The sequence below is a fragment of the Caulobacter segnis genome (assembly GCF_023935105.1).
Lineage (GTDB): Bacteria > Pseudomonadota > Alphaproteobacteria > Caulobacterales > Caulobacteraceae > Caulobacter > Caulobacter segnis_B.
Window position 1 is genome coordinate 1,888,036 of sequence record NZ_CP096040.1, and the last position, 21,539, is coordinate 1,909,574.

The following is a 21,539-nucleotide window of genomic DNA, read 5'->3' on the forward strand; positions in this document are numbered from 1 at the left end:
GCCGAGTTCATTCTAGCTGACGCGAGACCGACGGCATGACCTTGTTCGATTCCCCCGATTTCGAGGGGCATGAAGGCGTTCACGCTTTCTTCGACGAAAAAACTGGTCTGAAGTCGATCATCGCGATCCACTCGACCGCCCGCGGCCCGGCCGCCGGCGGCTGCCGCATGTGGGACTATTCCAGCGCCGACGCCGCCCTGACCGACGCCCTGCGCCTGTCGCGCGGCATGTCCTACAAGAACGCCATGGCCGACCTCGACTTCGGCGGCGGCAAGGCCGTGATCATCGGCGACAGCCGCAGCCAGAAGACGCCGGAGCTGTTCGAGGCGTTCGGGCGCGCGGTCGAGAGCCTGGCCGGACGGTACTGGACCGCCGAGGACGTCGGCGTCTCGCCGGCCGACCTGGAAAGCACCCGCAAGACCACCCGCTTCGTCGCCGGCCTGGAAGGCCACGCGGCCGCCTCGGGCGATCCGTCGCCGGTCACCGCCGAGGGCGTGTTCCGGGGCGTCCGTCTTTGCGTCGAGCGCGCCTTGAACCGCGACCTGAACGGCGTCCATATCGCCATCCAGGGCGTCGGCCATGTCGGCGCCTATCTGGCCGAGAAGCTGCACGCCGCTGGCGCGGTCCTGACCATCGCCGACGTCAACCAACAGGCCCTGAACGAGGTCGCCGCCAAGACCGGCGCGACGATCGTTCCGGCCGACGCCATCTTCGACGTCGAGGCCGACGTCTTCGCCCCGTGCGCCTTGGGGGGCGCCATCTCGGCCGCGACGCTGCCGCGCCTGAAGGTCAAGGTGATCGCCGGCGGGGCCAACAACCAGCTGGCCGACGCCATGATCGGCCAGACCGTGTTCGATCGCGGCATCCTCTACGCCCCGGACTATGTCATCAACGGCGGCGGCATCATCAACGTGGCGGCCGAGATCCGCGCCCTGGAAGCCGGCGGTGCGTTCGACGGCGCGTGGGTGGCCGGCAAGCTGGACCGCCTGGCCCAGACCCTGGCCGAGGTCATCGACCAGTCGATCGCCGAGAAGCGGCCAGCCAATCTGGTCGCCGACGAGATCGCCCGCGCCCGTATCGCGGCGGCGCGGGGCTGAACCCGGACTTCGCGCGTTCTCCCTAGGCTAGGTCCAGGGAGACGGCGATGTCGCATTTCGACGACTTGAAGGCGCAGATGGAAGCGGCGGTCGCCGCTCAGGACTTCGAGACGGCGGCGAAGCTTCGCGACCAGATCGGCGCCATCCAGCACAGCGCCATGGTGCGCGATGTCGAAGACCCGCCGCAGGCCTCCTATTTCCAGCGCCAGGTCCCGGGCCGAATGGGCCTGGGCACGGACCAGCCCGTCCCCAAGAAGCCGGAAGGCTGGGTTCCGCCCCGCAAGCCGGATCCGATGACCGCCGGCCACGCTCGGGGTAGCCGCCGCAAGGCCTAGGCGCGCTTGCGACCGCTGATCGCCGCGCCTGCGTCCTTGTCCAGCGCCAGATAGACGGGCAGGGCCAGCAGGGTCACCAGGCCGATCGCCACGAACGGCAGGGTGAAACGGTCGGGCGTCAGCGCGCCATCGGCCCCGCGCGCCACGTGCAGCATGACGCCTCCGAAACTGACGCCCAGCGCCAGGCCGATCTGCTGGGTCACCGCCGACAGGGTCGAGGCCGCCGCCGTCGAGGTCTCGGGCACGTCGGCATAGGCGATGGTGTTGGCGGCGATGAACTGGTTCGAGCGGCAGAACCCGCCCAGGGTCAGGACGGCCATCATCGCGACCATCGGCGTGGCGTGGCCGAAGAAGCCCGGGGCGGCGGTGAACAGCGCCGTCAGGGTCACGAACACGGTCAGCGCGGTGCGGAAGCCGAAGCGCTTCAGTCCGGCCGCGGCGAACGGGCGGGCGACCAGCACGCCGACGCCGGTCGCCAGGGTCACGACGCTGGCCTTCAGCGGGCTCCAGCCCAGGGCGACCTGCAGCAAGAGCGGCATCAGGAAGGGGCTGGCGCCGATGCCCAGCCGCACCAGTGTCCCACCCAGCAGGCTGGCGCGATAGGTGGGATAACGCAGCAGTGTCAGGTCCAGGATCGGCCGGCCGGTGCGCTTGCAAATCCGCAGGTAGAGCGCGCCGCAGGCCAGCGACAGCGCCAGCAGGCCGACCTGGGCCCAGGGCGGGAAAAGGTTCACGCCGGCGGTCTCGGCCACCACGACCAGACCGCTGATCGCCAGGGCCGACAGGATGAAGCCGGGCGTGTCGAAGCGACCGAGGTCGCGGCGCGGCTGGCTCCTGGGCACGAAGCGCAGGACGGCCACGGCGCCCAGCAGGCCGATGGGCAGGTTGATGTAGAAGATCCACGGCCAGTCGGCGACGCTCAGCACCAGGCCGGCGATCGGCGGACCGATCAGCGGACCGACCAGGGCGGGCATGGTGAACCAGCCCATGGCGGTCAGCAGCTTGTCCTTGGGCGTAGCGCCGACCACGATCAGCCGCGCCACCGGCGTCATCATCGCCCCGCCCATCCCCTGGACGATCCGCGAGGCCACCAGCGCCTCCAGGTCTCGCGACAGGCCGCAGAGCGCCGAACCCAGCAGGAACACGCCCATCGCCGACAGGAAGACCCTGCGCGCGCCGAATCGTTCGGCCGCCCAGCCGCTGGCCGGGGTGAACACCGCCAGGGCCAGGATGTAGGACGTCAGGGCCAGCTTCAGGTGGATCGGGTCGACCGCGAAGGCGCGCGCCAGGGTCGGCAGGGCGGTCGACAGGGATGTGGAGTCGATGAACTCCATCAGAAGCGCGCTGGCCACAGCGATCGAGACGAGACGCGTCGACAGCGGGGAGGGAGCGGGCTCTGACGGTTGATCGGACACGAGGGCGCTTTACGCTCAAGGGCCGCGAGGGTCCAGACGCGCGCCGGTCACATCCTTTCAGAACCGAAACAACGCGGACGCGGCGAGCGGCTGGACCATACACCGAACCCAGCCGCTCGCGGCGACTTCGGTCGCGCCGGCCCGTCGATCAGCCCCGGCCATTGAAGAAGGTCCGAAGGGAGATTGCGTCCTAGTGCCCCGGGCGGGGCTCGAAGGTGCGCTTTTCCTTCAGCTTCATGCATTCCTTGTCGGGCTTCTGGCCGTGCTGGGCCTTGGGCTCGGACTTCGGGAAGCACAGGCCTTGCATCGGGTTCTGGTTCTGGAAGCCGCTGGTCATGCTTCTTCTCCCGTACGCTTCAGACTATCACGCGGCGCGGTCGATTTCGTCGATCAAACGCACGTCCACGGAGACGTGAAGGCGCGCGCTTCCCGGATCGCCGATGATCGCGCCCGACACGGGTAACGCCTGAGCGGGGGTCCTGGTGGCGGCGACGCGGATCAGGTCGGGCGACTCGGCCAGCCCGTTGGTCGGATCGAACTCCAGCCAGCCCAGGTCGGGCAGGAACACCTCGCACCAGGCGTGGGTCGCGCCGGCCCCGCGGATCTGGCTGCCGGGCGAGTGGATGTAGCCCGTGGCGAACAGGGTCGCGTAGCCCAGTCGGCGCAGACCTTCGACCATCAACCAAGCCAGGTCGCGGCAGGCCCCGCTGTGCTTCTGCAGGGTTTCGACGGGCGTCTGAACCCCTTCCTCTTCGCGAACGCGGTACTCGAACTGCTGGTGGATCAGTTCGTTGATCCGCAGCAGGAAGGCCAGGGCCGGTTCGTCGCGATGAGCCTGCAGGCCGCGCAGCCAGCGCAGCAGCACCGCGTCCGGATCGTCGGTGACGGGGGCGATGAACGGCTCCAGCGTGGCGCGGTCCTCGCGCGAATAGACGATCGGCGTCAGGGTGTCGGGGTTCTCGATCCGCTGCGGGACCAGCGGGGCTGGGTAGCGGTCGATCACCAACTCGCTGGCCACCCGCATGGCGTCGGACTTGCCCTCGGGTTGGAAGATGCAGACGCAGTTGCCGTTGGCGTCGTAGCTCCAGCGGGTTCCGCCGGGCGGATAGAGACGCAAGGAGGCCTCGACGATGCGCAAGGCGTGGCTGTCGCGAGGCCGGATCAACAGCCGCTGCGGTCCGAACCGCACCGGCCGTTCATAGTAGTACCGGGTCTCGTGAAGGATCCGCAGCCGTCCCATGCCGGAGCCCAACGCGCCGGCATGGGACCGGTTCCTACCGCGTCAGGCGCGGAAGCCGGCCTCGGCGAACGAAAGCATGCGCTCCAGCAGGGCGACGACGTCGGCCTCGCTGGTCTGGCCTTCCGACAGCACGTTCAGGCGGTCGAACTCGGCGAAGCGGTTGTTGTGCAGCATGCCCAGGGTGAAGTGCAGCCGCCAGTAGACGTCTTCCGGCGACAGGTCCGGACGGGCGCGCAACAGGGCGTCGGAGAAACGGCGCAGGTGCGAGACGTCGGTCTTCAGCACGGTGCGGATTTCGTCGGTGCCCTCGCTGCGGGCGCGGATCAGGAACTGCAGCGAGATGCGGCGCTCGTGATCCGGCGCCAGCCAGCGCAGGGGCGGCGTCAGCAGGGCGGCCAGGATGTCGCGCACGGGCGGGGCACCGGCGTTGCGGTCGTTGGCCTCGTGCAGCATCTTGGCCCGCTCGCGGTTGAGCTCAGCCGTGCGACGCTTGAAGATCTCGAACAGCAGCGCGTCCTTGGACCCGAAGTGATAGTTCACCGAGGCCAGGTTCACGCCGGCGGCGGCGGTGATGTCGCGCACCGAGACGTTCTGGAAGCCGTGCAGCGCGAACAGGCGCTCGGCGGCGACGAAGACCAGGTTCTTGGTGGCGGCTTCGGTCTCGGCGGCCTCGACTTCTTGAGAAGCGGCGGCGTCGGTGGTCGGACTCACTACGTATTCCCCTTTACCCGTAGGGAACTCTTACGGCTGTTCGAAATTGGCGCAAGCGTCAAGATCACCGCCGGTGGCGTATGAGCGCGTTCGCGTTTAGGCTTTTCGCGTCGAATGCGCGGGGAGCGGGCAATGATCGGCATGCTGATGACCGCGATGCTGCTGGCGGGACAGGCGGCGACCCCGCCGCCGGCGGAGCCCGGCGCCGCGTCCAAGGTCGATTCCGTGACGATCACCGCGCCCGGCCAATCTTCCGCGCCGCCGCCGAAATGGTCGCCCCGGATCGAGGGCATCGGCTGGCCCTATCTGGGCGTGGGCCAGGACAAGGACGTCATCACCTTCGCCAAGACGGGCAAGACGCCGGCTGGGCAGGCCTGGCAGCGTGTCTGGGTGCGCCACGAGTTCCGCGCGCCGCGGACGGAAGCGGGTCTGACCTATCGCTCCGAGCGCATGGCCCAGGACGTCGATTGCCAGGCGCGGACCTTCCGCAGCCTGGCGGTCTATCGCTATCCAGAGAATAATCTCCAGGGCGCGGAGACGGCTTACGCGTTCGAGCAGCGCGACTGGACGAAGCCCGAGCCGGGCGCCTTCGACGAGAGCGTGGTCGAGGCCGCCTGCATGAAGCCCCTGGTGGCGGGGTAGGGGGTTAGCGCCGCACGACCTGGCGTCGCTGGACGCCGGGATCGACCGCCAGGTTCCAGAGATAGACCTGCCGGGCCCTGGACCCCGGCGACAGGGCCTTCAGTCCGCCGACCTGATCCTTGGTCAGGCGGAACCGGTGATAGCCGCGCTCGCCCAGGCACTTGGCCAGCGGTTCCTGCAGCTGGCTGGAGATCTCGCGCCAGGGCCGGGTCATGCGCTGGGGATTGGGCGCGGTCGCGTCGACCATCTCGCGCATCGGCATGTCGACGTCCTTCTCGGCGTCGGGGATCACGATATTGCTGGAGAAGACCAGGTCGACCTGCGGATAGTCGACCGGCGCGTCCTGACCCACGCGATAGGCGCATTCGACCGCGTCGGTGCGGTATTGCAGGAAGGACACGCCCGGCTGGCCCCAGCTCTCGTCGCCGCGCTGGCGTTGGGCCGAAGCGGTCGTCGTGTTCAGCAGGGCGCAGGCGAGAACTGTCAGGGCGACGACGGTCGGGGCGGTGGACGGACGCATGGCTGGATCATTCTTCGGATGATCCAATGGGCTTCAGCCCGCCCGTTTCGTCAAGCGCCGGGAGCCGCGGCCGCCAGGCGCTCGGCGGGACGGCCCATGCGGCCGCGGCGCAGTTGGCGCAGCAGCGGCCGACCGACGGCCACGCCTAGGATCAGCGGGGCGAGCGCCAGGGCCAGGGCCTTGCGGCGCTTGCTGTCGGCGCGCTTGAGGAAGTAGCGGACCAGGCCGCGACCCTTGTGCCACTCGATGACCAGCGGGTTTTCCTTGCTGGTCGAGCCGACGTGGACGATGCGGGCGTTGGGCTGGAACAGCACGCTCCCGCCTTGCCGGCGCGCCCGCCAGCACAGGTCGACGTCCTCGACGTGCAGGAAATAGCCTTCGTCGAAGCCGCCCAGGACGTGGAAGTCGGACGCCGACATATAGAAGCAGGCGCCCGAGATCGTAGGGGTGTCCACCGGGTAGGGCGGCGGGGGCTCACCCTCCCGGTGGATCTCGAAGCGGCGCAGCGGGGGCAGAGTGGCGCTAAGCTTCGAGAGGGTAAGCAGGGTCGTGACGGGCGTGATCTCGCCGCGCCGCGCGCCCCGCTGTTCGGTGCCGTCCGTGTTGAACACCCGCGCCCCGACGATGCAGGGCGAGGGGCGATCGCGCCCGGCGTCTGCGAGGGCCGCGATCGCGCCGGGCGTCAGGAAGGCGTCGGGATTGAGGAAGACCAGGGATTCGCCCTTGGCCGCCGCCGCGCCCAGATTGGCGGCGCGGGCGAAGCCGATGTTGCCCAGGCCCTGCAGCAGGCGCACGCGCGGCTCGCGCCGGGCCAGTTCGCGCAGCCAGGCCGCGTCGGCCAGGGACGAGCCGTTGTCGACGATGATGAATTCCTCGACCAGAGGCTCGGCCAGGACATGGCGAACGCTCTCCATCAGGGCGGGGCCGGTCATGTAGACGACCATCACCAACGACAGGCGCGGCGTGATCGCCAATGTCCCGTAGGAGGGCGCGGCGGCGCGGGAATGGGCAGGGTCGATCGAAACGTACATGCGCCTGCTTCGTTCAAAATAGTTGCGTAAAAACTGTATGTGGATTGATGATGGTCCGCAAGGCCTCGCGAACGGCCGACATTCGATTGTTGCGTTTTTATGCAATGTGTAACAACTAGGGAGCGCCCGACTGTTGGGCGCGAAAGCGGCTGTGCGATGTCAAGAACGGCGATGAATCCCGCCAAGGCGGCGTTGACCAAGTCCCTTCGTCGCGAGGCGGGGCGTTGGCTCAAGGCCGCGCGTGAGGCCGCGGGCCTCACCCAGGCCGAGTTGGCGGAAAAGACAGGACTGCGGTATTACACCTTCGTTTCCCAGGTGGAAAACGGCCTCGGGCGCGTGCCGATCGAGGCTCAGGCCGTCTGGGCCGAAAGCCTGGGACTCGATCCGGGGCCTTTCGCCCGCACATTGCTGAGATATTACGAGCCCGAACTGCATCGCTTGCTGTTCGACGGCATGGCCGACGAGGCCGAGCCGGTCGTCAACGAGCGGGCCGCGCAGGCCTGACGAGACGATAGATGGGTGAGATCCTAGCCTTCAGCCCGCGGCCGCCGGCCAGCGACTGGTCCGCCAACGAGCGGGGCCTGCTGATGTTGCTCACCCAGCAACTGGCGTCGACCTATGGCGAGGTCGACGGGGTGTTCGGCCAGACCGACTCCGGCGATCCCTGGTATGTCGTCACCGACGAGAACCAGGACGTGCTGGTGCACATCGCCCGCATCGATGGCCAGTTCGTGGTGCACGACGCGGCCGTCGACATGTTCCACCAGGTCGGCAGCCTGTGGGGCGCCCTGCGCCAGGTTCTGACCTCGACCGTCGACGACCCCGGCGGCGTGGTCGTGGCGTTCAATCCGTCCAGCCGCGAGGCGCAGTCGTTCCTGTCGCTGGTCATCGCCGTGGGCCTCTATCTGGAGCTTCGCGGCGTTGAGCTGGGCGAGGCCGGCCGCCTGAACTTCGAGAACCTGCCGCGCGTCGACGACCCGGCGATCGAGGGCGTGGCCTCCAAGCTGATCGCGGCCCTGAATCTCGAGGCGGACCGCGCCCCCGCCCACGGGACGACGCCGGCCGCCGCCGCGGCGACCGGGGAGGCCCCCGGCGCGCAGCCCGTGAAGTCCGCCTCTGTTCTGGGCGTCGTCGTCGATCCCCCCACGCATGTCGGCGATGGGCTGCCCGTGGTCAAGGTCAGCCATTTGGACCACACCGCGCCGCCCGCCGCGTCCGCGCCGGCCGCAACCGCCGCGACGTCGATCCAGTCGGCCCCGGAGGGGCTGTACGAGCTGTCGATTTCGACCATTCGCGAAATGGCGACCGGGCTAGCCGGCGAGCGGCCCGTCGTCACGGGCACCGCCGGAAACGACGTTCTGTTCGGCTCCGTCGAGGGCGAGACGATCGCCGGCGGCGCCGGCGATGACTACATCGACGGCCGAGGCGCCCAGAAGGGTCAGATCGATCGCATCGACGGCGGCGCGGGCAACGACACCATCGTCATGAACGCGCGCGTGGTGGCCTCCGGCAGCGCCGGCGCCGACACCTTCCTGATCTCTGCCAACGAGCCGACCAGCCGGGCCGAGATGCTGCTGGGCGTGGTGCTCGACTATTCCGCGGCCAAGGGCGATCACCTCGCCGTTCTCGGCAAGGGCCAGGTGACGGTCGTGAGCACGGCGACGGTCAGCGATGTCCTGGCGGTGCAGGGCGCGACCCTGGGCGAGGCCACGGCCAGCCAGGTGGCCGACGTGACCACCGCCGTGGCCGGGACGCGCGTCGGGTTCGACCTGAACGGCGACGGGACCGAGGATGTCTTCATCCTGCTGGGCGGCGCGACCACCGCGAACTTCAAGGTCGGTATGACGATCGCCAACGACCACACCGATGTGAAGGTGCCTCTGATCGGCCAGTCGTCGACCGCCGACATCAGCGGTCACCCGGGCGATCCGCCCTCCGCTCACTAGAGGAAGGGGCGTTAGCCCCGAACCAGCTCCCGCATCGCCTTGTCCAGGCCTTCCAGGGTCAGCGGATACATGCGGTCCGACAGGATCTGCTTCATCACCCCGATCGACTGGGTGTAGTCCCAATGCCGCTCGGGCGTGGGGTTCAGCCAGATGCAGCTCTGGTAGATGTCGGTGACCCGCTGCATCCACAAGGCGCCGGGTTCCTCGTTCCAGTGCTCGACGCTGCCGCCCGGATAGGTGATCTCGTAAGGGCTCATGGTGGCGTCGCCGACGAAGATCACCTTGTAGTCGGCCGGGAACTTGTGGAGCACGTCGAAGGTCGGGATCTTCTCGGTGTGACGCCGCTTGTTGTCCTTCCAGACCGTCTCGTAGAGGCAGTTGTGGAAGTAGTAGAACTCCAGGTTCTTGAACTCGGTCTTGGCGGCGCTGAACAGCTCCTCGCAGAGCTTGATGTGGCCGTCCATCGAGCCGCCGATGTCGAAAAAGATCAGCACCTTGATGGCGTTGCGGCGCTCGGGGCGCAGCTGGATGTCCAGATAGCCCTTCTCGGCCGTGCCCTTGATCGTGCCGTTCAGATCCAGTTCGTCGGCCGCGCCGGTGCGGGCGAACTTGCGCAGGCGGCGTAGCGCCACCTTGATGTTGCGCGTGCCCAGTTCGACGCTGTCGTCGAGGTTCTTGTACTCGCGCTTGTCCCAGACCTTCACCGCGCGGCCGTGGCGGCTCTTGTCCTGGCCGATGCGCACGCCCTCGGGATTGTAGCCGTTGTTGCCGAACGGGCTGGTGCCGCCCGAGCCGATCATCTTGTTGCCGCCCTCGTGGCGCTTCTTCTGCTCGCGCAGGCGCTCCTGAAGGGTCTCCATCAGCTTCTCGAAGCCGCCCAGGGCCTCTATCTGGGCTTTCTCCTCGTCGGTCAGGAACCGCTCGGTGAGAGCCTTCAGCCACTCCTCGGGAATGTCGGCGGCCAGGCCTTCGTTGACCGTCTCCAAGCCCTTGAAGACATGGCCGAACACGCGGTCGAACTTGTCGAGGTTCTTCTCGTCCTTCACCAGGCTGGCGCGCGACAGGAAGTAGAAGTCCTCGACCGAGCGGTCGATGACCTCCTTGTCCAGGGCCTCCATCAGCAGCAGGTACTCGCGCAGGCTGACCGGCACCTTGGCCTGGCGAAGCTCGGAGAAGAAGCGAAGGAACATCGGCGCGGCTTTCGAACGGATGTTCGGATTGTGGAGCGTTCTGAAAGCGGACGCAATCACCCCCGCCGCAGGATGAATTCCAGGTCTCGCGTCTTGCCGACCGGGAAGTGGTATTCGCCGACCTTCTCGAACCCGAGTCGGCCATAGAGCTTCTGGGCCCCGAAGTTCTCCGACCAGACGCCGATCCAGATGCGGCGCGGACCCAGCCAGTCCAGCGCCGTGTTCAGCAGCCGCGAGCCGCGACCGCCGCCCTGATGGTTCTTGAGCACATAGATCCGCTTCAGCTCGCCGTCGGTCGGGGCGACCGCGTCGTGCGGCAGGTCGCAGGGGCCGGCCAGGGCGTAGCCGATGGCCTCGCCGTCCTCGTCCTCCAGCAGCCAGGTGGCCTTGTCGGGGTGGGCGAGGTCGTTCCGCGTCCGCTCCAGGCCGTAGGCGTAGGCCAGGAAGGTCTCTAGGTCCTCGGGCGGATAGAGGTGGGCGAACGTCTCGGTGAAGGTGCGGGCGCCCAGGCTGGAGACAGTGTCGGCGTCGTCGATCGTGGCGCGGCGGATGGTGTCGGTCATGGCGACTTGGTAGCCGCCATGACCGCAGGCTTCAACGGGCGTCAAAAACCTTCCAGCGCCACCTTGCCGATGGTTCGGGCGCTCTCGACGATGCGGTGGGCTTCCAGCAGGTCGGCGGCGCGGATCTTGCCGACCACCTGGGTCAGGGTGGTGCGCAGCACGCCCTGGTCGACCAGGTCCGCGACCTGCGTCAGCAGTTTGTGCTGTTCGATCATGTCCGGCGTGCCCTGCGGCCGGGCGAACATGTACTCCCAGTGGATCGAGGCGGCCTTCTGCTGCAGCGGGCGGATGTTCAGGTCGCCATCGGCCTCGATGATGCCGATCTTGCCTTGCAGGGCGATGGCCTCGGAAACCTGCGGGAAGTGTTGGGCGCTGTGGGTCAGGCAGGCGATGTAGGCGGGGGCGGTGAGGCCCAGGCGCTTCAGTTCGTCGGCCAGCGACTTGCCGTGGTCGAAGACCTGGTGGGCGCCCAGTTCCTGGACCCACTGGCGGGTCTCGTCGCGCGAGGCGCTGGCCACGACGTGCAGCCGGGTCAGCTTGCGCGCCAGCTGGATCAGGGCCGAGCCGACGCCGCCGGCCCCGCCGATAATCACCAGGGTCTGGCCCTCGCCACCGTCGCGCTGGACGCCGAAGCGATCGAACAGCAGCTCCCAGGCGGTGATGAAGGTCAGCGGCATGGCAGCGGCCTGGGCGAAGTCCAAGCTCTTGGGCTTTTTGCCGACGATGCGCTCGTCGACCAACTGCAGTTCGGCGTTCGAGCCTTGGCGGCCGATGGCGCCGGCGTAGAACACCTCGTCGCCGGGCGCGAACAGGGTGACGGCCTCGCCGACCGCTTCGACCACGCCGGCGGCGTCGAAGCCCAGCACGCGGACCTCGCCTTCGGCCGGCTGGGCGCGGCTGCGCACCTTGGTGTCGACGGGGTTCACCGACACGGCTTTCACCCGCACCAGGATGTCGTGGCCGCTGGCGACGGGATCGGGCGCTTCCAGGTCCAGCAGGGCGTTGGGATCGGTGGCGGGCTTGAGCTCGCGGAAGCCGACGATCTTCATGAGGGATCTCCAGAACGATGGGCGGTTTCGAACCGCGAGCAGGAGATCGCGCTAGGCTACGATCTTCGCAAGTACGGTCATTTTTTGTATGTAGTACCCGTTTTGATACTGTTTGGCTTCGAGGAGGGCGGGCGTGGAAGATCCCAAGGAATGCGGCGTCGAGGCCGCGCTGGGCCTGATCGACGGCAAATGGAAAGGCGTCATCCTGTTCCACCTGATGAACGGCCGCATGCGCTTCAACGCCCTGGGGCGCAAGCTGGGGACCGTGACCCAGCGCATGCTGACCAAGCAGCTGCGCGAGCTGGAGGCCGACGGCCTGATCGTCCGCACCGTCTATGCCGAGGTGCCGCCGCGCGTGGAGTATTCGCTGTCCACCAAGGGCCGGAGCCTGGAACCGGTGATCTGCGCGCTGAAGGCCTGGGGCGACGCCAATGTCCTGGGCTTGCCGGCCGCGCCGGCGCGAAAGGCCGGCTGACCGATGACCCTGGCGCTCTACACCCACCTGGACATGCTGGATCACCAGCCGGGCCATGGCCACGTCGAGAGCCCCGAGCGCCTGCGGGCGGTGGTCGACGCCCTGAACGACGATCCGAACCTGGCGCTGGAGCCGAGGGACGCGCCGCTGGTCGATGTCGAGGACCTGCTGCGGGTGCATCCTCGGGCCTTCGTCGACACGGTGTTCGCCGCCGCGCCCAGCGCCGGGCGGCGATCGCTGGATCCCGACACCGTGCTGTCGACCGGCAGCCTGACGGCGGCGCGGCGTGCGGCCGGGGCCTGCGCGGCGGCCGTGCGGGCCGTCGCCGTAGGCGAGAGCGAACGGGCGTTCTGCGCGGTGCGGCCGCCGGGTCACCATGCCGAGCCTGGCGTGGCGATGGGATTCTGCGTGTTCTCCAACGTCGCCGTGGCCGCTCGCGCCGCCCAGGCGGCGGGTCTCAAGCGTGTGGCGATCGTCGATTTCGACGTCCACCACGGCAACGGCACCCAGGCCGCGTTCGAGAACGACCCGACGGTGTTCTTCGCCTCGATCCACCAGTCGCCGCTCTATCCCGGCACCGGCGATCCTTCGGAGCGGGGCGTCGGCAACATCGCCAACGCCACTGTGGCCCCGCACGCGCCGCGCGAGACCTGGCGCGCGCGATTCGAGGGGCTGATGGACAAGGTTGACGCCTTCGCGCCCGAGCTGGTGATCGTCTCGGCGGGCTTCGACGCCCATGCCCGCGACCCCCTGTCGGCCCAGAGCCTGGAAGAGGGCGACTTCGCCTGGGCGACCCGGGCGATCGTCTCGGTGGCGAAGGCTCGCGCCAAGGGCCGGGTTGTGTCCTCGCTCGAGGGCGGCTACGACCTCCAGGCGCTGGGGCGGTCCGCCGCCGCGCATGTCCGCGCTCTTCAGGAGGGGTGAGGGGACGGAACGGCTTTCAAGCCCACCGCCTTCTCTTCAACATGGCCGACGTCACCACCGCCGACCAAGCGACCCCGCCCGCGCGACCGGGCGTCATCACCCTGGCTCGCCACGGCGAACCCGCTCTGTCGCGCCAGGTCAGGCTGAACGCGCCTGAATACGGCGAGTGGTGGGCGCGCTACGAACTGGGCGGCCTCAAGGACGGCCAGTCTCCGCCAGCCCAGCTGATCGAGATCGCCCGCGAGGCCGGCGTCATCATCGCCTCGACCCGCCGTCGCTCGGTCGAGACCGCCCAGGCGGTGGTCGCCGGGCGCGCCTTCGCCACCGACCCGACCTTCATCGAGGCTCCGCTGCCGCCGCCGCCCTGGCCGTTGTGGCTGAGGATGTCGCCCAAGCGCCTGGGCTTCTTCGCCCGCTTCTGGTGGTGGTTCTTCAACAACCACGGCGGCCAGGAGACGCGCGCCGAGGCCGAGGTCCGGGCCGGAAAGGCCGCCGACCTGCTGGTCGAACTGGCGGATGGGGGCCAGGACGTGCTGGTCGTCGCCCACGGCTTCTTTAACTGGATGATCGCCGCCGCCCTCAAGCAGCGGGGGCTGACGAAGCTGGTCGACGAGGGCCACGCCTACTGGAGCATCAAGCGCTTCCGCCGGGCCTGAGCTTCAAAGCCTCTTCCCTTAACCGCGCCCAGGCTCTAGGCCGTTGCCCGCGCCGCCCGTCGCCACTAGGCTGACGGCTGTTCACCCGAGAGTAGAAATGACCGACGCCACGAGCAATCCCGCCGACATCTCCGCCCTGAGCTTCGAGGAAGCCCTGGCGCAGCTGGAGCGGATCGTGGCCGAGCTGGAGTCCGGGCAGGCCCCGCTGGAGCGGTCGATCGACATCTACGAACGCGGCGCGGCGCTCAAGGCGCACTGCGAGAAGAAGCTCGAGGCCGCGCGCCTGAAGGTCGAGAAGATCGTCCTCGGCCAGGGTGGGGCCGTGACGGCCGAAGCGGCTGAGTTCAACTGATGGGCGGCGCCCGTCCGACCTGGGGGAGACGCCCTTGAACGATCTCGCCCCTTCCGACCTGGCCAAGCGGATCGTCCAGGCCGCAGACATCGTCACCGTGGCGCTTGATGAGCTGCTGCCCCGCGCCGACGGCCCCGAAACACGCCTGACCGAGGCCATGCGCTACGCGGCGCTGGGGCCGGGCAAGCGGTTGCGTCCGTTCTTCGCGCTCGAGACGGGCAAGATGTTCGACCTGCCCGAGCGGCCGGTGCTGCGTGCGGCCTGCGCGCTGGAGTGCATCCACGCCTACAGCCTGGTGCATGACGACCTGCCGGCCATGGACGACGACGACATCCGTCGTGGCCGCAAGACCGTGCACAAGCAGTATGACGAGGCCACCGCCATCCTGGCCGGCGACGCCCTGCAGACGGCGGCCTTCGAGATCATGGCCCACCCGGACACCCACGATGACGGCCACGTCCGCGCCGAACTGGTGCGCAAGCTGGCCATCGCCTCCGGCGCGAAGGGCATGGCCGGCGGCCAGATGATCGACATCCTGGGCGTTCGCGACGACCTGGGCGCGGTGGCGCGCATGCAGCGGCTGAAGACCGGCGCCCTGATCGCCTTCGCCTTCGAAATCCCCCTGATCATCGGCCGCGCCAAGGAAGCCGAGCGCGCCGCCCTGATGGCCTTCGCCCAGGACCTGGGGCTTGCCTACCAGATCGTCGACGACATTCTCGACGCCGAGGGCGACGAGAAGACCCTGGGCAAGGCCGCCGGCGGCAAGGACGCCGCCAAGGGCAAGGCCAACTACGTCACCCTGCTGGGACTGGATGCGGCCAAGGAGCGCGTGGCGCTTTTGGCCGAGCAGACGCGTTCCCATCTCGAAATCTTTGGCGAACGAGCCGAACATCTGCGCGAAAGCGTTGATTTCGTGCTGGACCGCCGCAACTGACCGCGCTTTCTTCAAACATGTCCTCCAAAACGCCTCTGCTCGACACCATCGCCTCTCCGGCCGATACGCGTGAGCTTTCCGTATCCGATCTGAAGCAGCTGGCCGCCGAGGTTCGAAGCGAGACGATCGACGCGGTCTCGGTGACGGGCGGCCATCTGGGCGCGGGCCTGGGCGTGGTCGAGCTGACCGTGGCTCTGCACCACGTGTTCGAGACCCCGCGCGACATCGTCATCTGGGACGTCGGTCACCAGGCCTATCCGCACAAGATCCTGACCGGTCGCCGCGACCGCATCCGCACGCTGCGCCAGGGCGGCGGCCTGTCGGGCTTCACCAAGCGGGCCGAGAGCGAGTACGATCCGTTCGGCGCGGCCCACGCGGCCACGTCGATCTCGGCGGCCCTGGGCTTCTGCGCCGCGCGTGATGCGAAAGGCGAGGACAACCACGTCGTCGCCGTGATCGGCGACGGCTCGCTGGGCGCGGGCATGGCCTACGAGGCGATGAACGCGGCGACCGACACCACCAAGCGACTGATCGTCATCCTCAACGACAACGACATGTCGATCGCCCCGCCGGTGGGTGGCATGAGCGCCTATCTGGCCAATCTGGTCTCGGGCGGCGCTTACCGCTCGGTGCGCAAGCTGGGCAAGACCGTCGTCGAGAAGCTGCCGACCCCGATGCGCGAGGCTGCTCGCAAGGCGGAAGAATATGCCCGGGGCATGGTCACCGGCGGCACCTTCTTCGAGGAGCTGGGCTTCCACTATGTCGGCCCGATCGACGGCCATGATATGGACGCCCTGGTCAGCGTGCTCAAGAACGCCAAGGCCTTCGGTGACAAGCCGGTGCTGGTCCACTGCGTCACCCAGAAGGGCAAGGGCTACGCCCCGGCCGAGGGCGCTGACGACAAGCTGCACGCCGTGGCCAAGTTCGACGTCGTCACCGGCCAGCAGCAGAAGGCGGCCGCGGGGCCGCCCAGCTACACCAAGGTCTTCGCCCAGGAACTGATCAAGCAGGCGGAGAAGGACGACAAGATCGTCGCCATCACCGCCGCCATGCCGTCGGGCACGGGCCTGGATCTGTTCGGCAAGGCCTTCCCGGACCGCACGTTCGACGTCGGCATCGCCGAGCAGCACGCGGTGACCTTCGCCGCAGGCCTGGCCGCCGACGGCATGAAGCCGTTCACGGCGATCTATTCGACCTTCCTGCAGCGCGGCTACGACCAGGTGGTGCACGATGTGGCCATCCAGGGCCTGCCCGTGCGCTTCGCCATGGACCGCGCCGGCCTGGTCGGCGCCGACGGCCCGACGCATGCCGGCAGCTTCGACATCGGCTTCATGGGCGCTCTGCCCGGCATGGTGCTGATGGCCGCCGCCGACGAGGTGGAGCTGGCCCGCATGGTCGCCACCGCCGCCGCCATCGATGACCGCCCCAGCGCCTTCCGCTATCCGCGCGGCGAGGGGCTTGGCCTTGAGATTCCGGCCCATGTCGACCCGCTGGAGATCGGCAAGGGCCGCATCGTCCGCGAGGGGACCAGCGTCGCCATCGTCTCGTTCGGCACCCGCCTGTCGGAAAGCCTCAAAGCCGCCGACCTGCTGGCCGCCCGCGGCCTGTCGGCCACGGTCTGCGACGCCCGCTTCGCCAAGCCGCTGGACATCGACCTGCTGCTGCGCCTGGCGCGCGAGCACGAGGCGCTGATCACGGTCGAGGAAGGGGCGATGGGCGGCTTCGGCGGCTTCGTTCTGCAGGCCCTGGCCGAGCATGGGGCCTTCGATCGCGGCCTAAAGGTCCGCACCCTGTGCCTGCCCGATATCTTCCAGGACCAGGACAAGCCCGACGCCATGTACGCCCAGGCCGGTCTCGACGCCGAGGGCATCCTGCGCGGCGCGCTATCGGCCTTGGGCATGGACAATGTCACCGCGGCGGGGGCTGGGCGGCGGGCCTAAGCCCCGCAGGCCCTGAAGAACGCCTTCACGTTCCCTCGGTCGGCAGAACCGGCCGCTAGGCTGTGACGCTCGCCCTTGGTCAGCAGCGCCAGGTCGCCTGATTTCCTGAAACCGTCCAGCGCCGGGGCGCTGGTCTTGCCGCGCGCTTCCAGCAGGCCGCCCTCGGCCATGGCGTCATCGACCTGGGCGGCGGCGAAGCGGCTCTCGGCGCGGCCGGAAGCCAGGACGATCTCGCCGCCGGACAGGCCCACGGCCGAGACGTCGACCCGATCCTGGCCCGGGCTGCAGCTGAGCATCAGCACGACGTCGTCGCTGTTGGGCCGGCCATAGGCGAGGCGAGGGGCCTCGGCGGCGCTCTCCAGATAGGCCCAGTGATAGCCATCCTGCGCGACCTTCTCGTGCGCGCAGCCGGTCAGGCCGGCGGCCAGCAGACCAAGAACGACGACGGGGGCGATGCGGGACGCCATGAGCTGGTCCTCCTCGCCTGATCAACGCCGCGCCGACCTGAATGGCTCCTGAAAGCACATCGGGCGCGGAAGCCTCGCGGCCGCCGCGCCCGACGATCTTGTCCGAAGACGTCCCGCCTAGAAGGGCGAGAACTTCTCGACCAGCGACTGGCCGGCCGGGGTCTTCTGCACGCGGCTGATGTCGCCGCGACCGCCGTAGCTGATGCGGGCCTCGGCGATCTGGGTGTGCTTGATGGTGTTGGCCGAGGAAATGTCCTCAGGGCGCACGATGCCGGCCACGGTAAGCTGGCGCAGCTCGGCGTTGGTGCGGACTTCCTGGGTGCCCTGGATGACCATGTTGCCGTTTGGCAGGACCGAGCTGACCACGGCGGCGATCGTCAGGCTGATCTTTTCCGAGCGCTGGACGCTGCCCGCGCCGGCGTTGGTGGTGGCCGAGTTGGTGTTCAGGGCGTTGGCGGGATCGAAGCCGCCCGGCAGCACCTTGCCCAGGCTCGATTCCAGGCCCAGCAGGTTCGGGATGCCGGCCTTCATGTTCGAGGTTCGCGAGGACGCGGTCTGGTTCTTGGTGTTGGCGCTGTCGTCGATGTCGATCATCACGGTCAGGATGTCGCCGACGCGGCTGGCGCGCTGGTCGTTGAAGAATGCGCGAGCGCCGACGCGCCACAGCGAGTTGGCCGAGGCCGACTGCGGGGCCGGCTCGCGGGCGGAGACGTATTGCTGCTGCATCGGGGCCAGTTCGGCGGGATAGCCGACCGGGGCCAGTTGCGGGCCCTTCACGGCCTCGGTGACGGTGGAGCAGGCGGCCAGCGGGGCGAGCAGGGCGGCGGCGGCGATGATGGCGGAGCGACGCATGGGGTGAAAGACCTCTTAGCGAGCGGCGAAACGGACGGGTTGCGAACGAGCTTGCAAGCTCTGGGCCTGCGGACCGACTGCGGCGGTGCCAGGACCGGTGGCGACGGCCTGGATGATCTTCTTCGACAAGGTGTTCTGAACGGCGAAGACGTCGCCGGTGGCGGCGTTGGCCATGGCCTTGCCTTGAAGCGAAAGGGAAATTCCGCCATCGTCATAGGTGACGGTGACCAGATCGTTGGCCTTGATCACCTGGGCGGCACCCACGTCGCGGCCCGAGACTGCGGCGCCTTCACGCAGGGGGCGCTTGGCGGCCAGGCCGATGACGGCGTCGGCGTCGCGGGGGGCGTCGGCCGGGGCGCCGGCCATCTTTGTCCAGACCAGGTCCTGAGGCTGGACGATTTCGCCGACCGAGAGACTGCGGGCATAGGCAAGAACTTCCACGTTGCCGCGCGTGGCGCCGGCTTGGCCGCGACCATTGGCGGAGACGCCGCCATTGTCGACGCCTTCGCGGACGATGATCCGGCGGATGCCGTTGCTGTTGCTCCAGTCGAAACCGGCGCGGCGGGCCGAGACCTGCACCTGGCCGGCGTCGAGCACGGCCGTCGGACCCATGCGGGCGGCGATCACCATGTCGGCGGCCGGGCCGGTGACGCCGTCGAACAGGTCGCCCAGGGTGACGCGGCCGTCGGCGTCGGTGGTGTCCATGCGCAGGGTCACCGGCGTTCCGGCGTGGGCCGGGGCGGAGAGGACGGTCAGCGCCAGCGTGGCGGCGGCGGCGAGAAGGAAGGCCTTCATCAGCTTAGCTCCGCAGCTGCGAGGTGGCTTGGAGCATCTGATCGGCCGTGGTGATCACCTTCGAGTTCATCTCGTAGGCGCGCTGGGCCGTGATCAGCGAGGTGATTTCCGTCACCGCGTCGACGTTCGACGCTTCGGTGTAGTGCTGCAGCAGGGTGCCGAAGCCCGGCTCGCCAGGGGCGGCCAGGTTGGCCGCGCCCGAAGCGGCGGTTTCCAGCAGCAGGTTGTCGCCGACCTGTTCCAGGCCGCCTTCGTTCATGAAGGTCGCCAGCTGGATCTGGCCGATCGTCTGCGGCTGGGTCTGGCCGTCCAGCTTCACCTGCACCAGGCCGGTCTTGCCGATGATGATGTCGGTGGCGTTCTGCGGGACCGTGATGCCGGGCTGGACGGTGTAGCCGTCCTCGGTGACGATCTGGCCCTGGTCGTTGGTCGAGAAGTTGCCGGCGCGGGTGTAGGCCGTCTCGCCCGAGGGCAGCAGGATCGGCAGGTAGCCCTTGCCCTGGATCGCGACGTCCAGCGGGTTGTCGGTCAGGGTCGGGGTGCCTTGCTCGGTAATGCGGTAGACCGAGCCGGCCTTGACGCCGCCGCCGACCTGCACGCCGGTCGGCACGATATTGCCGTTGCTCGACGATTGCGAACCCGCGCGCTCCACCTGCTGGTACAGCAGGTCCTGGAACTCGGCCCGTTGGCGCTTGAAGCCGACGGTGTTCATGTTCGCGATGTTGTTCGAGATGACTTCGACGTTCAGCTGTTGCGCTGACATGCCCGAAGCGGCGGTGCGGAGAGCTTGCATCGGCTAGCGTCCCTTAGTTGACTTTGCCCAGCCGCTCGACGGCGGTCCGGGACAGTTCTGCGGTGTTGTCCATCATCTTGGCGACGCCCTCGTAGGCGCGCTGGATCTCGATCAGCTTGGTGATCTCGATGACTGGCTGGACGTTCGAGGATTCCAGCATGCCTTGGTGGACGCGGGCGTCCGGCGCGGCTTGCAGGGTGGTGTTGGTGGTGTTGCGGTAGAGGTTGTCCCCGTCCTTGGCCATCGAGGCCATGTCGTCGGGGCGGACCACGGCGACGCGGCCGACGCGGACCGCGCCTTGGCTGACGGTGCCGTCCTTGCCGATCGAGACCGGGCCCAGCGTCGGGTCGATAGTCATCGGACCGCCACCTTCGTCCAGAACAGGATTGCCCTGCTCGGTGACCACCTGGCCTTCCGGATTGGTCGTGAAACGGCCGTCGCGGGTGTAGCGGTCGCCGGAGGCGGTCTGGACGTGGAAGAAGCCCATGCCCTCGATCGCCAGGTCGAAATCGCCGCCCGTCTTGGTCATCGCGCCCTGCGTGAAGTCGCGGGCGACGCCGGTATCCATGACGAACTTGACCGGGGACTTGCCGTCCAGGGTCTTGGCCGGCTTGCCCTGCTCGGTGGCGACCATCAGGTCTTCCGTCTTGAAGCCGGTCGTGTTGGCGTTGGCGATGTTGTTGGCCACGATGTCGAGCTGGCGGCGCAGCGTCATCTGACGCGAGAGGCCGACGTAGAGCGCGTTGTCCATGGCGAGTTAACTCGGGCGGCTGGCGCGACAAATGCGCCGCATCTCCTGAAGCAACCTTCGTGCCAGCCTTAAAACGCGTTATAAATCAACGAATAGGAAGGTTAATGCAGGGGTGTTGGTCGGAGTCTGCCGGGCAGATTCAGCCTGCGACCAAATGGCCTCCAAAACACATCGTTAACCATGTCCCCCGCATGTGTACGGGCATAGATTCCAAGGAACCGCGCGCGTGGCCAAGAAACCCGAAAAGGAAGCTCCCGCTCCCGAAGGCGAAGAGGGCGCCGAGGGCGAAGCTCCGGCTAAGAAAAAGCCTCCGATCCTGATCATCGCGATCGCTGCGGGCGTCCTCGTGCTGGGCGGCGGCGGCGCGGCCGCGTTCTTCCTGATGAAGCCGAAGCCGGCCGCCGACGGCGCCGAGCACGGCAAGGAAAAGAAGGAAAAGAAGAAGGAAAAGAAGGAAGAGGGCGGTCACGGCGAGAAGAAGGAAGGCGAGGGCGGCGCGGCGGCCGCGGGCGGTCCCGCGCCTGTGATCAAGGAAGGTCCCGACGGGATCTACTTCTACACCCTGCCCGATATCGTCGTGAACATGCAGACGGCGGACGGCAAGTCGACCTTCCTGAAGCTGAAGCTGACCTTCGAGCTTCCCGACGAAGAGACGGGCGACGTCCTGACCGAGAATCTGCCCAGACTGCAGAGCATGTTCCAGGTCTTCCTTCGCGAACTGCGTCCGGAGGACCTGAACGGCAGCCAGGGCACCTTCATGCTTCAGGCCGAACTGGTGCGCCGGGTGAACATGGTCGCCGCGCCGGCCAAGGTGAATGCGGTCCTCATCGAGGAGATGCTGATCAACTAGGTCCTCGGGCT

The 21,539-nt window shown here is 68.2% G+C and carries 26 protein-coding genes; 12 read left to right on the forward strand and 14 right to left on the reverse strand.

Annotated elements, in window-relative coordinates; all coding sequences use genetic code 11:
* Window positions 1–35: 35 nt before the first annotated feature.
* Window positions 36–1,097 carry a Leu/Phe/Val dehydrogenase gene (locus tag MZV50_RS09215; RefSeq protein WP_252634127.1) on the forward strand — a complete coding sequence of 354 codons (1,062 nt, stop codon included), beginning with the start codon at window positions 36–38 and terminating at the stop codon, window positions 1,095–1,097.
* Window positions 1,098–1,144: 47 nt separating this feature from the next.
* Complete coding sequence (locus MZV50_RS09220) at window positions 1,145–1,432, forward strand: UvrB/UvrC motif-containing protein (RefSeq protein WP_252634129.1); 288 nt, start codon at window positions 1,145–1,147, stop codon at window positions 1,430–1,432.
* On the opposite strand, the gene MZV50_RS09225 is transcribed toward MZV50_RS09220, so the two are convergent.
* From MZV50_RS09225 to MZV50_RS09240, 4 genes are all read right to left on the reverse strand, one after another.
* Entirely contained in the window at window positions 1,429–2,847 is a 1,419-nt protein-coding gene (locus MZV50_RS09225) for an MFS transporter (protein ID WP_289781912.1), read from the reverse strand. The two genes, MZV50_RS09220 and MZV50_RS09225, sit on opposite strands and share 4 nt — an antisense overlap.
* A 190-nt stretch (window positions 2,848–3,037) precedes the next feature.
* Entirely contained in the window at window positions 3,038–3,184 is a 147-nt protein-coding gene (locus tag MZV50_RS09230; RefSeq protein WP_252634132.1) for a hypothetical protein, read from the reverse strand.
* Window positions 3,185–3,211: 27 nt separating this feature from the next.
* Window positions 3,212–4,087, reverse strand: coding sequence for a transglutaminase family protein (locus MZV50_RS09235; protein WP_252634134.1), 876 nt, complete (start codon window positions 4,085–4,087; stop codon window positions 3,212–3,214).
* Window positions 4,088–4,129: 42 nt separating this feature from the next.
* The gene (locus tag MZV50_RS09240) at window positions 4,130–4,798 is read right to left on the reverse strand and encodes a TetR/AcrR family transcriptional regulator (RefSeq protein ID WP_252634136.1); all 669 of its coding nucleotides are present in this window, start codon (window positions 4,796–4,798) and stop codon (window positions 4,130–4,132) included.
* Between the two features lie 132 nt (window positions 4,799–4,930).
* On the opposite strand from MZV50_RS09240, the gene MZV50_RS09245 reads away from it, so the two are divergent.
* Entirely contained in the window at window positions 4,931–5,440 is a 510-nt protein-coding gene (locus MZV50_RS09245; protein ID WP_252634138.1) for a surface-adhesin E family protein, read from the forward strand.
* 4 nt (window positions 5,441–5,444) lie between these two features.
* Here the strand turns inward: MZV50_RS09245 and MZV50_RS09250 are convergent, their stop codons facing one another.
* Both MZV50_RS09250 and MZV50_RS09255 read right to left on the reverse strand, forming a co-directional pair.
* On the reverse strand, window positions 5,445–5,960 hold the full coding sequence (locus MZV50_RS09250; RefSeq protein ID WP_252634140.1) for a hypothetical protein: 516 nt from the start codon (window positions 5,958–5,960) through the stop codon (window positions 5,445–5,447).
* A gap of 50 nt (window positions 5,961–6,010) precedes the next feature.
* Complete coding sequence (locus MZV50_RS09255; protein WP_252634142.1) at window positions 6,011–6,991, reverse strand: glycosyltransferase; 981 nt, start codon at window positions 6,989–6,991, stop codon at window positions 6,011–6,013.
* Window positions 6,992–7,147: 156 nt separating this feature from the next.
* On the opposite strand from MZV50_RS09255, the gene MZV50_RS09260 reads away from it, so the two are divergent.
* Both MZV50_RS09260 and MZV50_RS09265 read left to right on the forward strand, forming a co-directional pair.
* Window positions 7,148–7,495: a helix-turn-helix domain-containing protein gene (locus tag MZV50_RS09260; protein ID WP_252634143.1), complete on the forward strand. Its 348-nt coding sequence runs from the start codon at window positions 7,148–7,150 to the stop codon at window positions 7,493–7,495.
* Between the two features lie 11 nt (window positions 7,496–7,506).
* A complete protein-coding gene (locus MZV50_RS09265) occupies window positions 7,507–8,937 on the forward strand; it encodes a calcium-binding protein (RefSeq protein WP_252634144.1) in 1,431 nt (476 codons plus the stop codon).
* Window positions 8,938–8,948: 11 nt separating this feature from the next.
* On the opposite strand, the gene MZV50_RS09270 is transcribed toward MZV50_RS09265, so the two are convergent.
* The 3 genes from MZV50_RS09270 to MZV50_RS09280 are packed head-to-tail and all read right to left on the reverse strand — an operon-like array spanning window position 8,949 to window position 11,739.
* The gene (locus MZV50_RS09270; RefSeq protein ID WP_252634146.1) at window positions 8,949–10,127 is read right to left on the reverse strand and encodes a vWA domain-containing protein; all 1,179 of its coding nucleotides are present in this window, start codon (window positions 10,125–10,127) and stop codon (window positions 8,949–8,951) included.
* 56 nt (window positions 10,128–10,183) lie between these two features.
* Window positions 10,184–10,690, reverse strand: a complete 507-nt coding sequence (locus MZV50_RS09275; protein ID WP_252635215.1) for a GNAT family N-acetyltransferase — start codon at window positions 10,688–10,690, stop codon at window positions 10,184–10,186.
* Between the two features lie 41 nt (window positions 10,691–10,731).
* Window positions 10,732–11,739 (reverse strand): zinc-binding alcohol dehydrogenase family protein, encoded by a 1,008-nt coding sequence (locus tag MZV50_RS09280; protein ID WP_252634147.1) that lies wholly within the window; start codon window positions 11,737–11,739, stop codon window positions 10,732–10,734.
* A 133-nt stretch (window positions 11,740–11,872) separates the two neighbouring features.
* On the opposite strand from MZV50_RS09280, the gene MZV50_RS09285 reads away from it, so the two are divergent.
* The 6 genes from MZV50_RS09285 to dxs all read left to right on the forward strand — a co-directional run bounded on the left by MZV50_RS09285 (window position 11,873) and on the right by dxs (window position 17,020).
* The gene (locus MZV50_RS09285; protein WP_252634149.1) at window positions 11,873–12,214 is read left to right on the forward strand and encodes a winged helix-turn-helix transcriptional regulator; all 342 of its coding nucleotides are present in this window, start codon (window positions 11,873–11,875) and stop codon (window positions 12,212–12,214) included.
* Between the two features lie 3 nt (window positions 12,215–12,217).
* The gene (locus MZV50_RS09290; protein WP_252634150.1) at window positions 12,218–13,138 is read left to right on the forward strand and encodes a histone deacetylase family protein; all 921 of its coding nucleotides are present in this window, start codon (window positions 12,218–12,220) and stop codon (window positions 13,136–13,138) included.
* Window positions 13,135–13,794: a histidine phosphatase family protein gene (locus tag MZV50_RS09295; protein ID WP_252634152.1), complete on the forward strand. Its 660-nt coding sequence runs from the start codon at window positions 13,135–13,137 to the stop codon at window positions 13,792–13,794. Before MZV50_RS09290 ends, MZV50_RS09295 begins: the two co-directional genes overlap by 4 nt.
* Before the next feature lie 97 nt (window positions 13,795–13,891).
* The gene (locus MZV50_RS09300) at window positions 13,892–14,146 is read left to right on the forward strand and encodes an exodeoxyribonuclease VII small subunit (RefSeq protein ID WP_252634153.1); all 255 of its coding nucleotides are present in this window, start codon (window positions 13,892–13,894) and stop codon (window positions 14,144–14,146) included.
* Window positions 14,147–14,180: 34 nt separating this feature from the next.
* Window positions 14,181–15,080 carry a polyprenyl synthetase family protein gene (locus MZV50_RS09305; protein ID WP_252634155.1) on the forward strand — a complete coding sequence of 300 codons (900 nt, stop codon included), beginning with the start codon at window positions 14,181–14,183 and terminating at the stop codon, window positions 15,078–15,080.
* Window positions 15,081–15,097: 17 nt separating this feature from the next.
* Window positions 15,098–17,020, forward strand: coding sequence for a 1-deoxy-D-xylulose-5-phosphate synthase (dxs, locus tag MZV50_RS09310; RefSeq protein ID WP_252634158.1), 1,923 nt, complete (start codon window positions 15,098–15,100; stop codon window positions 17,018–17,020).
* Here dxs and MZV50_RS09315 read toward each other — a convergent pair.
* The 5 genes from MZV50_RS09315 to flgF all read right to left on the reverse strand — a co-directional run bounded on the left by MZV50_RS09315 (window position 17,017) and on the right by flgF (window position 20,678).
* Window positions 17,017–17,487 carry a hypothetical protein gene (locus tag MZV50_RS09315; protein ID WP_252634159.1) on the reverse strand — a complete coding sequence of 157 codons (471 nt, stop codon included), beginning with the start codon at window positions 17,485–17,487 and terminating at the stop codon, window positions 17,017–17,019. The two genes, dxs and MZV50_RS09315, sit on opposite strands and share 4 nt — an antisense overlap.
* Before the next feature lie 117 nt (window positions 17,488–17,604).
* Window positions 17,605–18,339 carry a flagellar basal body L-ring protein FlgH gene (flgH, locus tag MZV50_RS09320; protein WP_252634161.1) on the reverse strand — a complete coding sequence of 245 codons (735 nt, stop codon included), beginning with the start codon at window positions 18,337–18,339 and terminating at the stop codon, window positions 17,605–17,607.
* 15 nt (window positions 18,340–18,354) lie between these two features.
* The gene (flgA, locus tag MZV50_RS09325) at window positions 18,355–19,134 is read right to left on the reverse strand and encodes a flagellar basal body P-ring formation chaperone FlgA (RefSeq protein WP_252634163.1); all 780 of its coding nucleotides are present in this window, start codon (window positions 19,132–19,134) and stop codon (window positions 18,355–18,357) included.
* 4 nt (window positions 19,135–19,138) lie between these two features.
* Window positions 19,139–19,927 carry a flagellar basal-body rod protein FlgG gene (gene flgG, locus MZV50_RS09330; protein WP_252634165.1) on the reverse strand — a complete coding sequence of 263 codons (789 nt, stop codon included), beginning with the start codon at window positions 19,925–19,927 and terminating at the stop codon, window positions 19,139–19,141.
* A 13-nt stretch (window positions 19,928–19,940) separates the two neighbouring features.
* The gene (gene flgF / locus MZV50_RS09335) at window positions 19,941–20,678 is read right to left on the reverse strand and encodes a flagellar basal-body rod protein FlgF (protein ID WP_252634167.1); all 738 of its coding nucleotides are present in this window, start codon (window positions 20,676–20,678) and stop codon (window positions 19,941–19,943) included.
* A gap of 226 nt (window positions 20,679–20,904) precedes the next feature.
* Here flgF and fliL point away from each other — a divergent pair, with 226 nt between their 5' ends.
* Complete coding sequence (fliL, locus tag MZV50_RS09340) at window positions 20,905–21,528, forward strand: flagellar basal body-associated protein FliL (RefSeq protein WP_252634169.1); 624 nt, start codon at window positions 20,905–20,907, stop codon at window positions 21,526–21,528.
* The last annotated feature ends 11 nt before the right edge of the window (window positions 21,529–21,539 follow it).

Coding starts and splice junctions, on each gene's coding strand:
- MZV50_RS09215 (WP_252634127.1), top strand. CDS start 36: ATGACCTTGTTCGATTCCCCCGATTTCGAGGGGCATGAAGGCGTTCAC.
- MZV50_RS09220 (WP_252634129.1), top strand. CDS start 1,145: ATGTCGCATTTCGACGACTTGAAGGCGCAGATGGAAGCGGCGGTCGCC.
- MZV50_RS09230 (WP_252634132.1), bottom strand. CDS start 3,184: ATGACCAGCGGCTTCCAGAACCAGAACCCGATGCAAGGCCTGTGCTTC.
- MZV50_RS09235 (WP_252634134.1), bottom strand. CDS start 4,087: ATGGGACGGCTGCGGATCCTTCACGAGACCCGGTACTACTATGAACGG.
- MZV50_RS09245 (WP_252634138.1), top strand. CDS start 4,931: ATGATCGGCATGCTGATGACCGCGATGCTGCTGGCGGGACAGGCGGCG.
- MZV50_RS09250 (WP_252634140.1), bottom strand. CDS start 5,960: ATGCGTCCGTCCACCGCCCCGACCGTCGTCGCCCTGACAGTTCTCGCC.
- MZV50_RS09255 (WP_252634142.1), bottom strand. CDS start 6,991: ATGTACGTTTCGATCGACCCTGCCCATTCCCGCGCCGCCGCGCCCTCC.
- MZV50_RS09260 (WP_252634143.1), top strand. CDS start 7,148: ATGTCAAGAACGGCGATGAATCCCGCCAAGGCGGCGTTGACCAAGTCC.
- MZV50_RS09265 (WP_252634144.1), top strand. CDS start 7,507: ATGGGTGAGATCCTAGCCTTCAGCCCGCGGCCGCCGGCCAGCGACTGG.
- MZV50_RS09270 (WP_252634146.1), bottom strand. CDS start 10,127: ATGTTCCTTCGCTTCTTCTCCGAGCTTCGCCAGGCCAAGGTGCCGGTC.
- MZV50_RS09275 (WP_252635215.1), bottom strand. CDS start 10,690: ATGACCGACACCATCCGCCGCGCCACGATCGACGACGCCGACACTGTC.
- MZV50_RS09280 (WP_252634147.1), bottom strand. CDS start 11,739: ATGAAGATCGTCGGCTTCCGCGAGCTCAAGCCCGCCACCGATCCCAAC.
- MZV50_RS09290 (WP_252634150.1), top strand. CDS start 12,218: ATGACCCTGGCGCTCTACACCCACCTGGACATGCTGGATCACCAGCCG.
- MZV50_RS09300 (WP_252634153.1), top strand. CDS start 13,892: ATGACCGACGCCACGAGCAATCCCGCCGACATCTCCGCCCTGAGCTTC.
- dxs (WP_252634158.1), top strand. CDS start 15,098: ATGTCCTCCAAAACGCCTCTGCTCGACACCATCGCCTCTCCGGCCGAT.
- MZV50_RS09315 (WP_252634159.1), bottom strand. CDS start 17,487: ATGGCGTCCCGCATCGCCCCCGTCGTCGTTCTTGGTCTGCTGGCCGCC.
- flgH (WP_252634161.1), bottom strand. CDS start 18,339: ATGCGTCGCTCCGCCATCATCGCCGCCGCCGCCCTGCTCGCCCCGCTG.
- flgA (WP_252634163.1), bottom strand. CDS start 19,134: ATGAAGGCCTTCCTTCTCGCCGCCGCCGCCACGCTGGCGCTGACCGTC.
- flgG (WP_252634165.1), bottom strand. CDS start 19,927: ATGCAAGCTCTCCGCACCGCCGCTTCGGGCATGTCAGCGCAACAGCTG.
- flgF (WP_252634167.1), bottom strand. CDS start 20,678: ATGGACAACGCGCTCTACGTCGGCCTCTCGCGTCAGATGACGCTGCGC.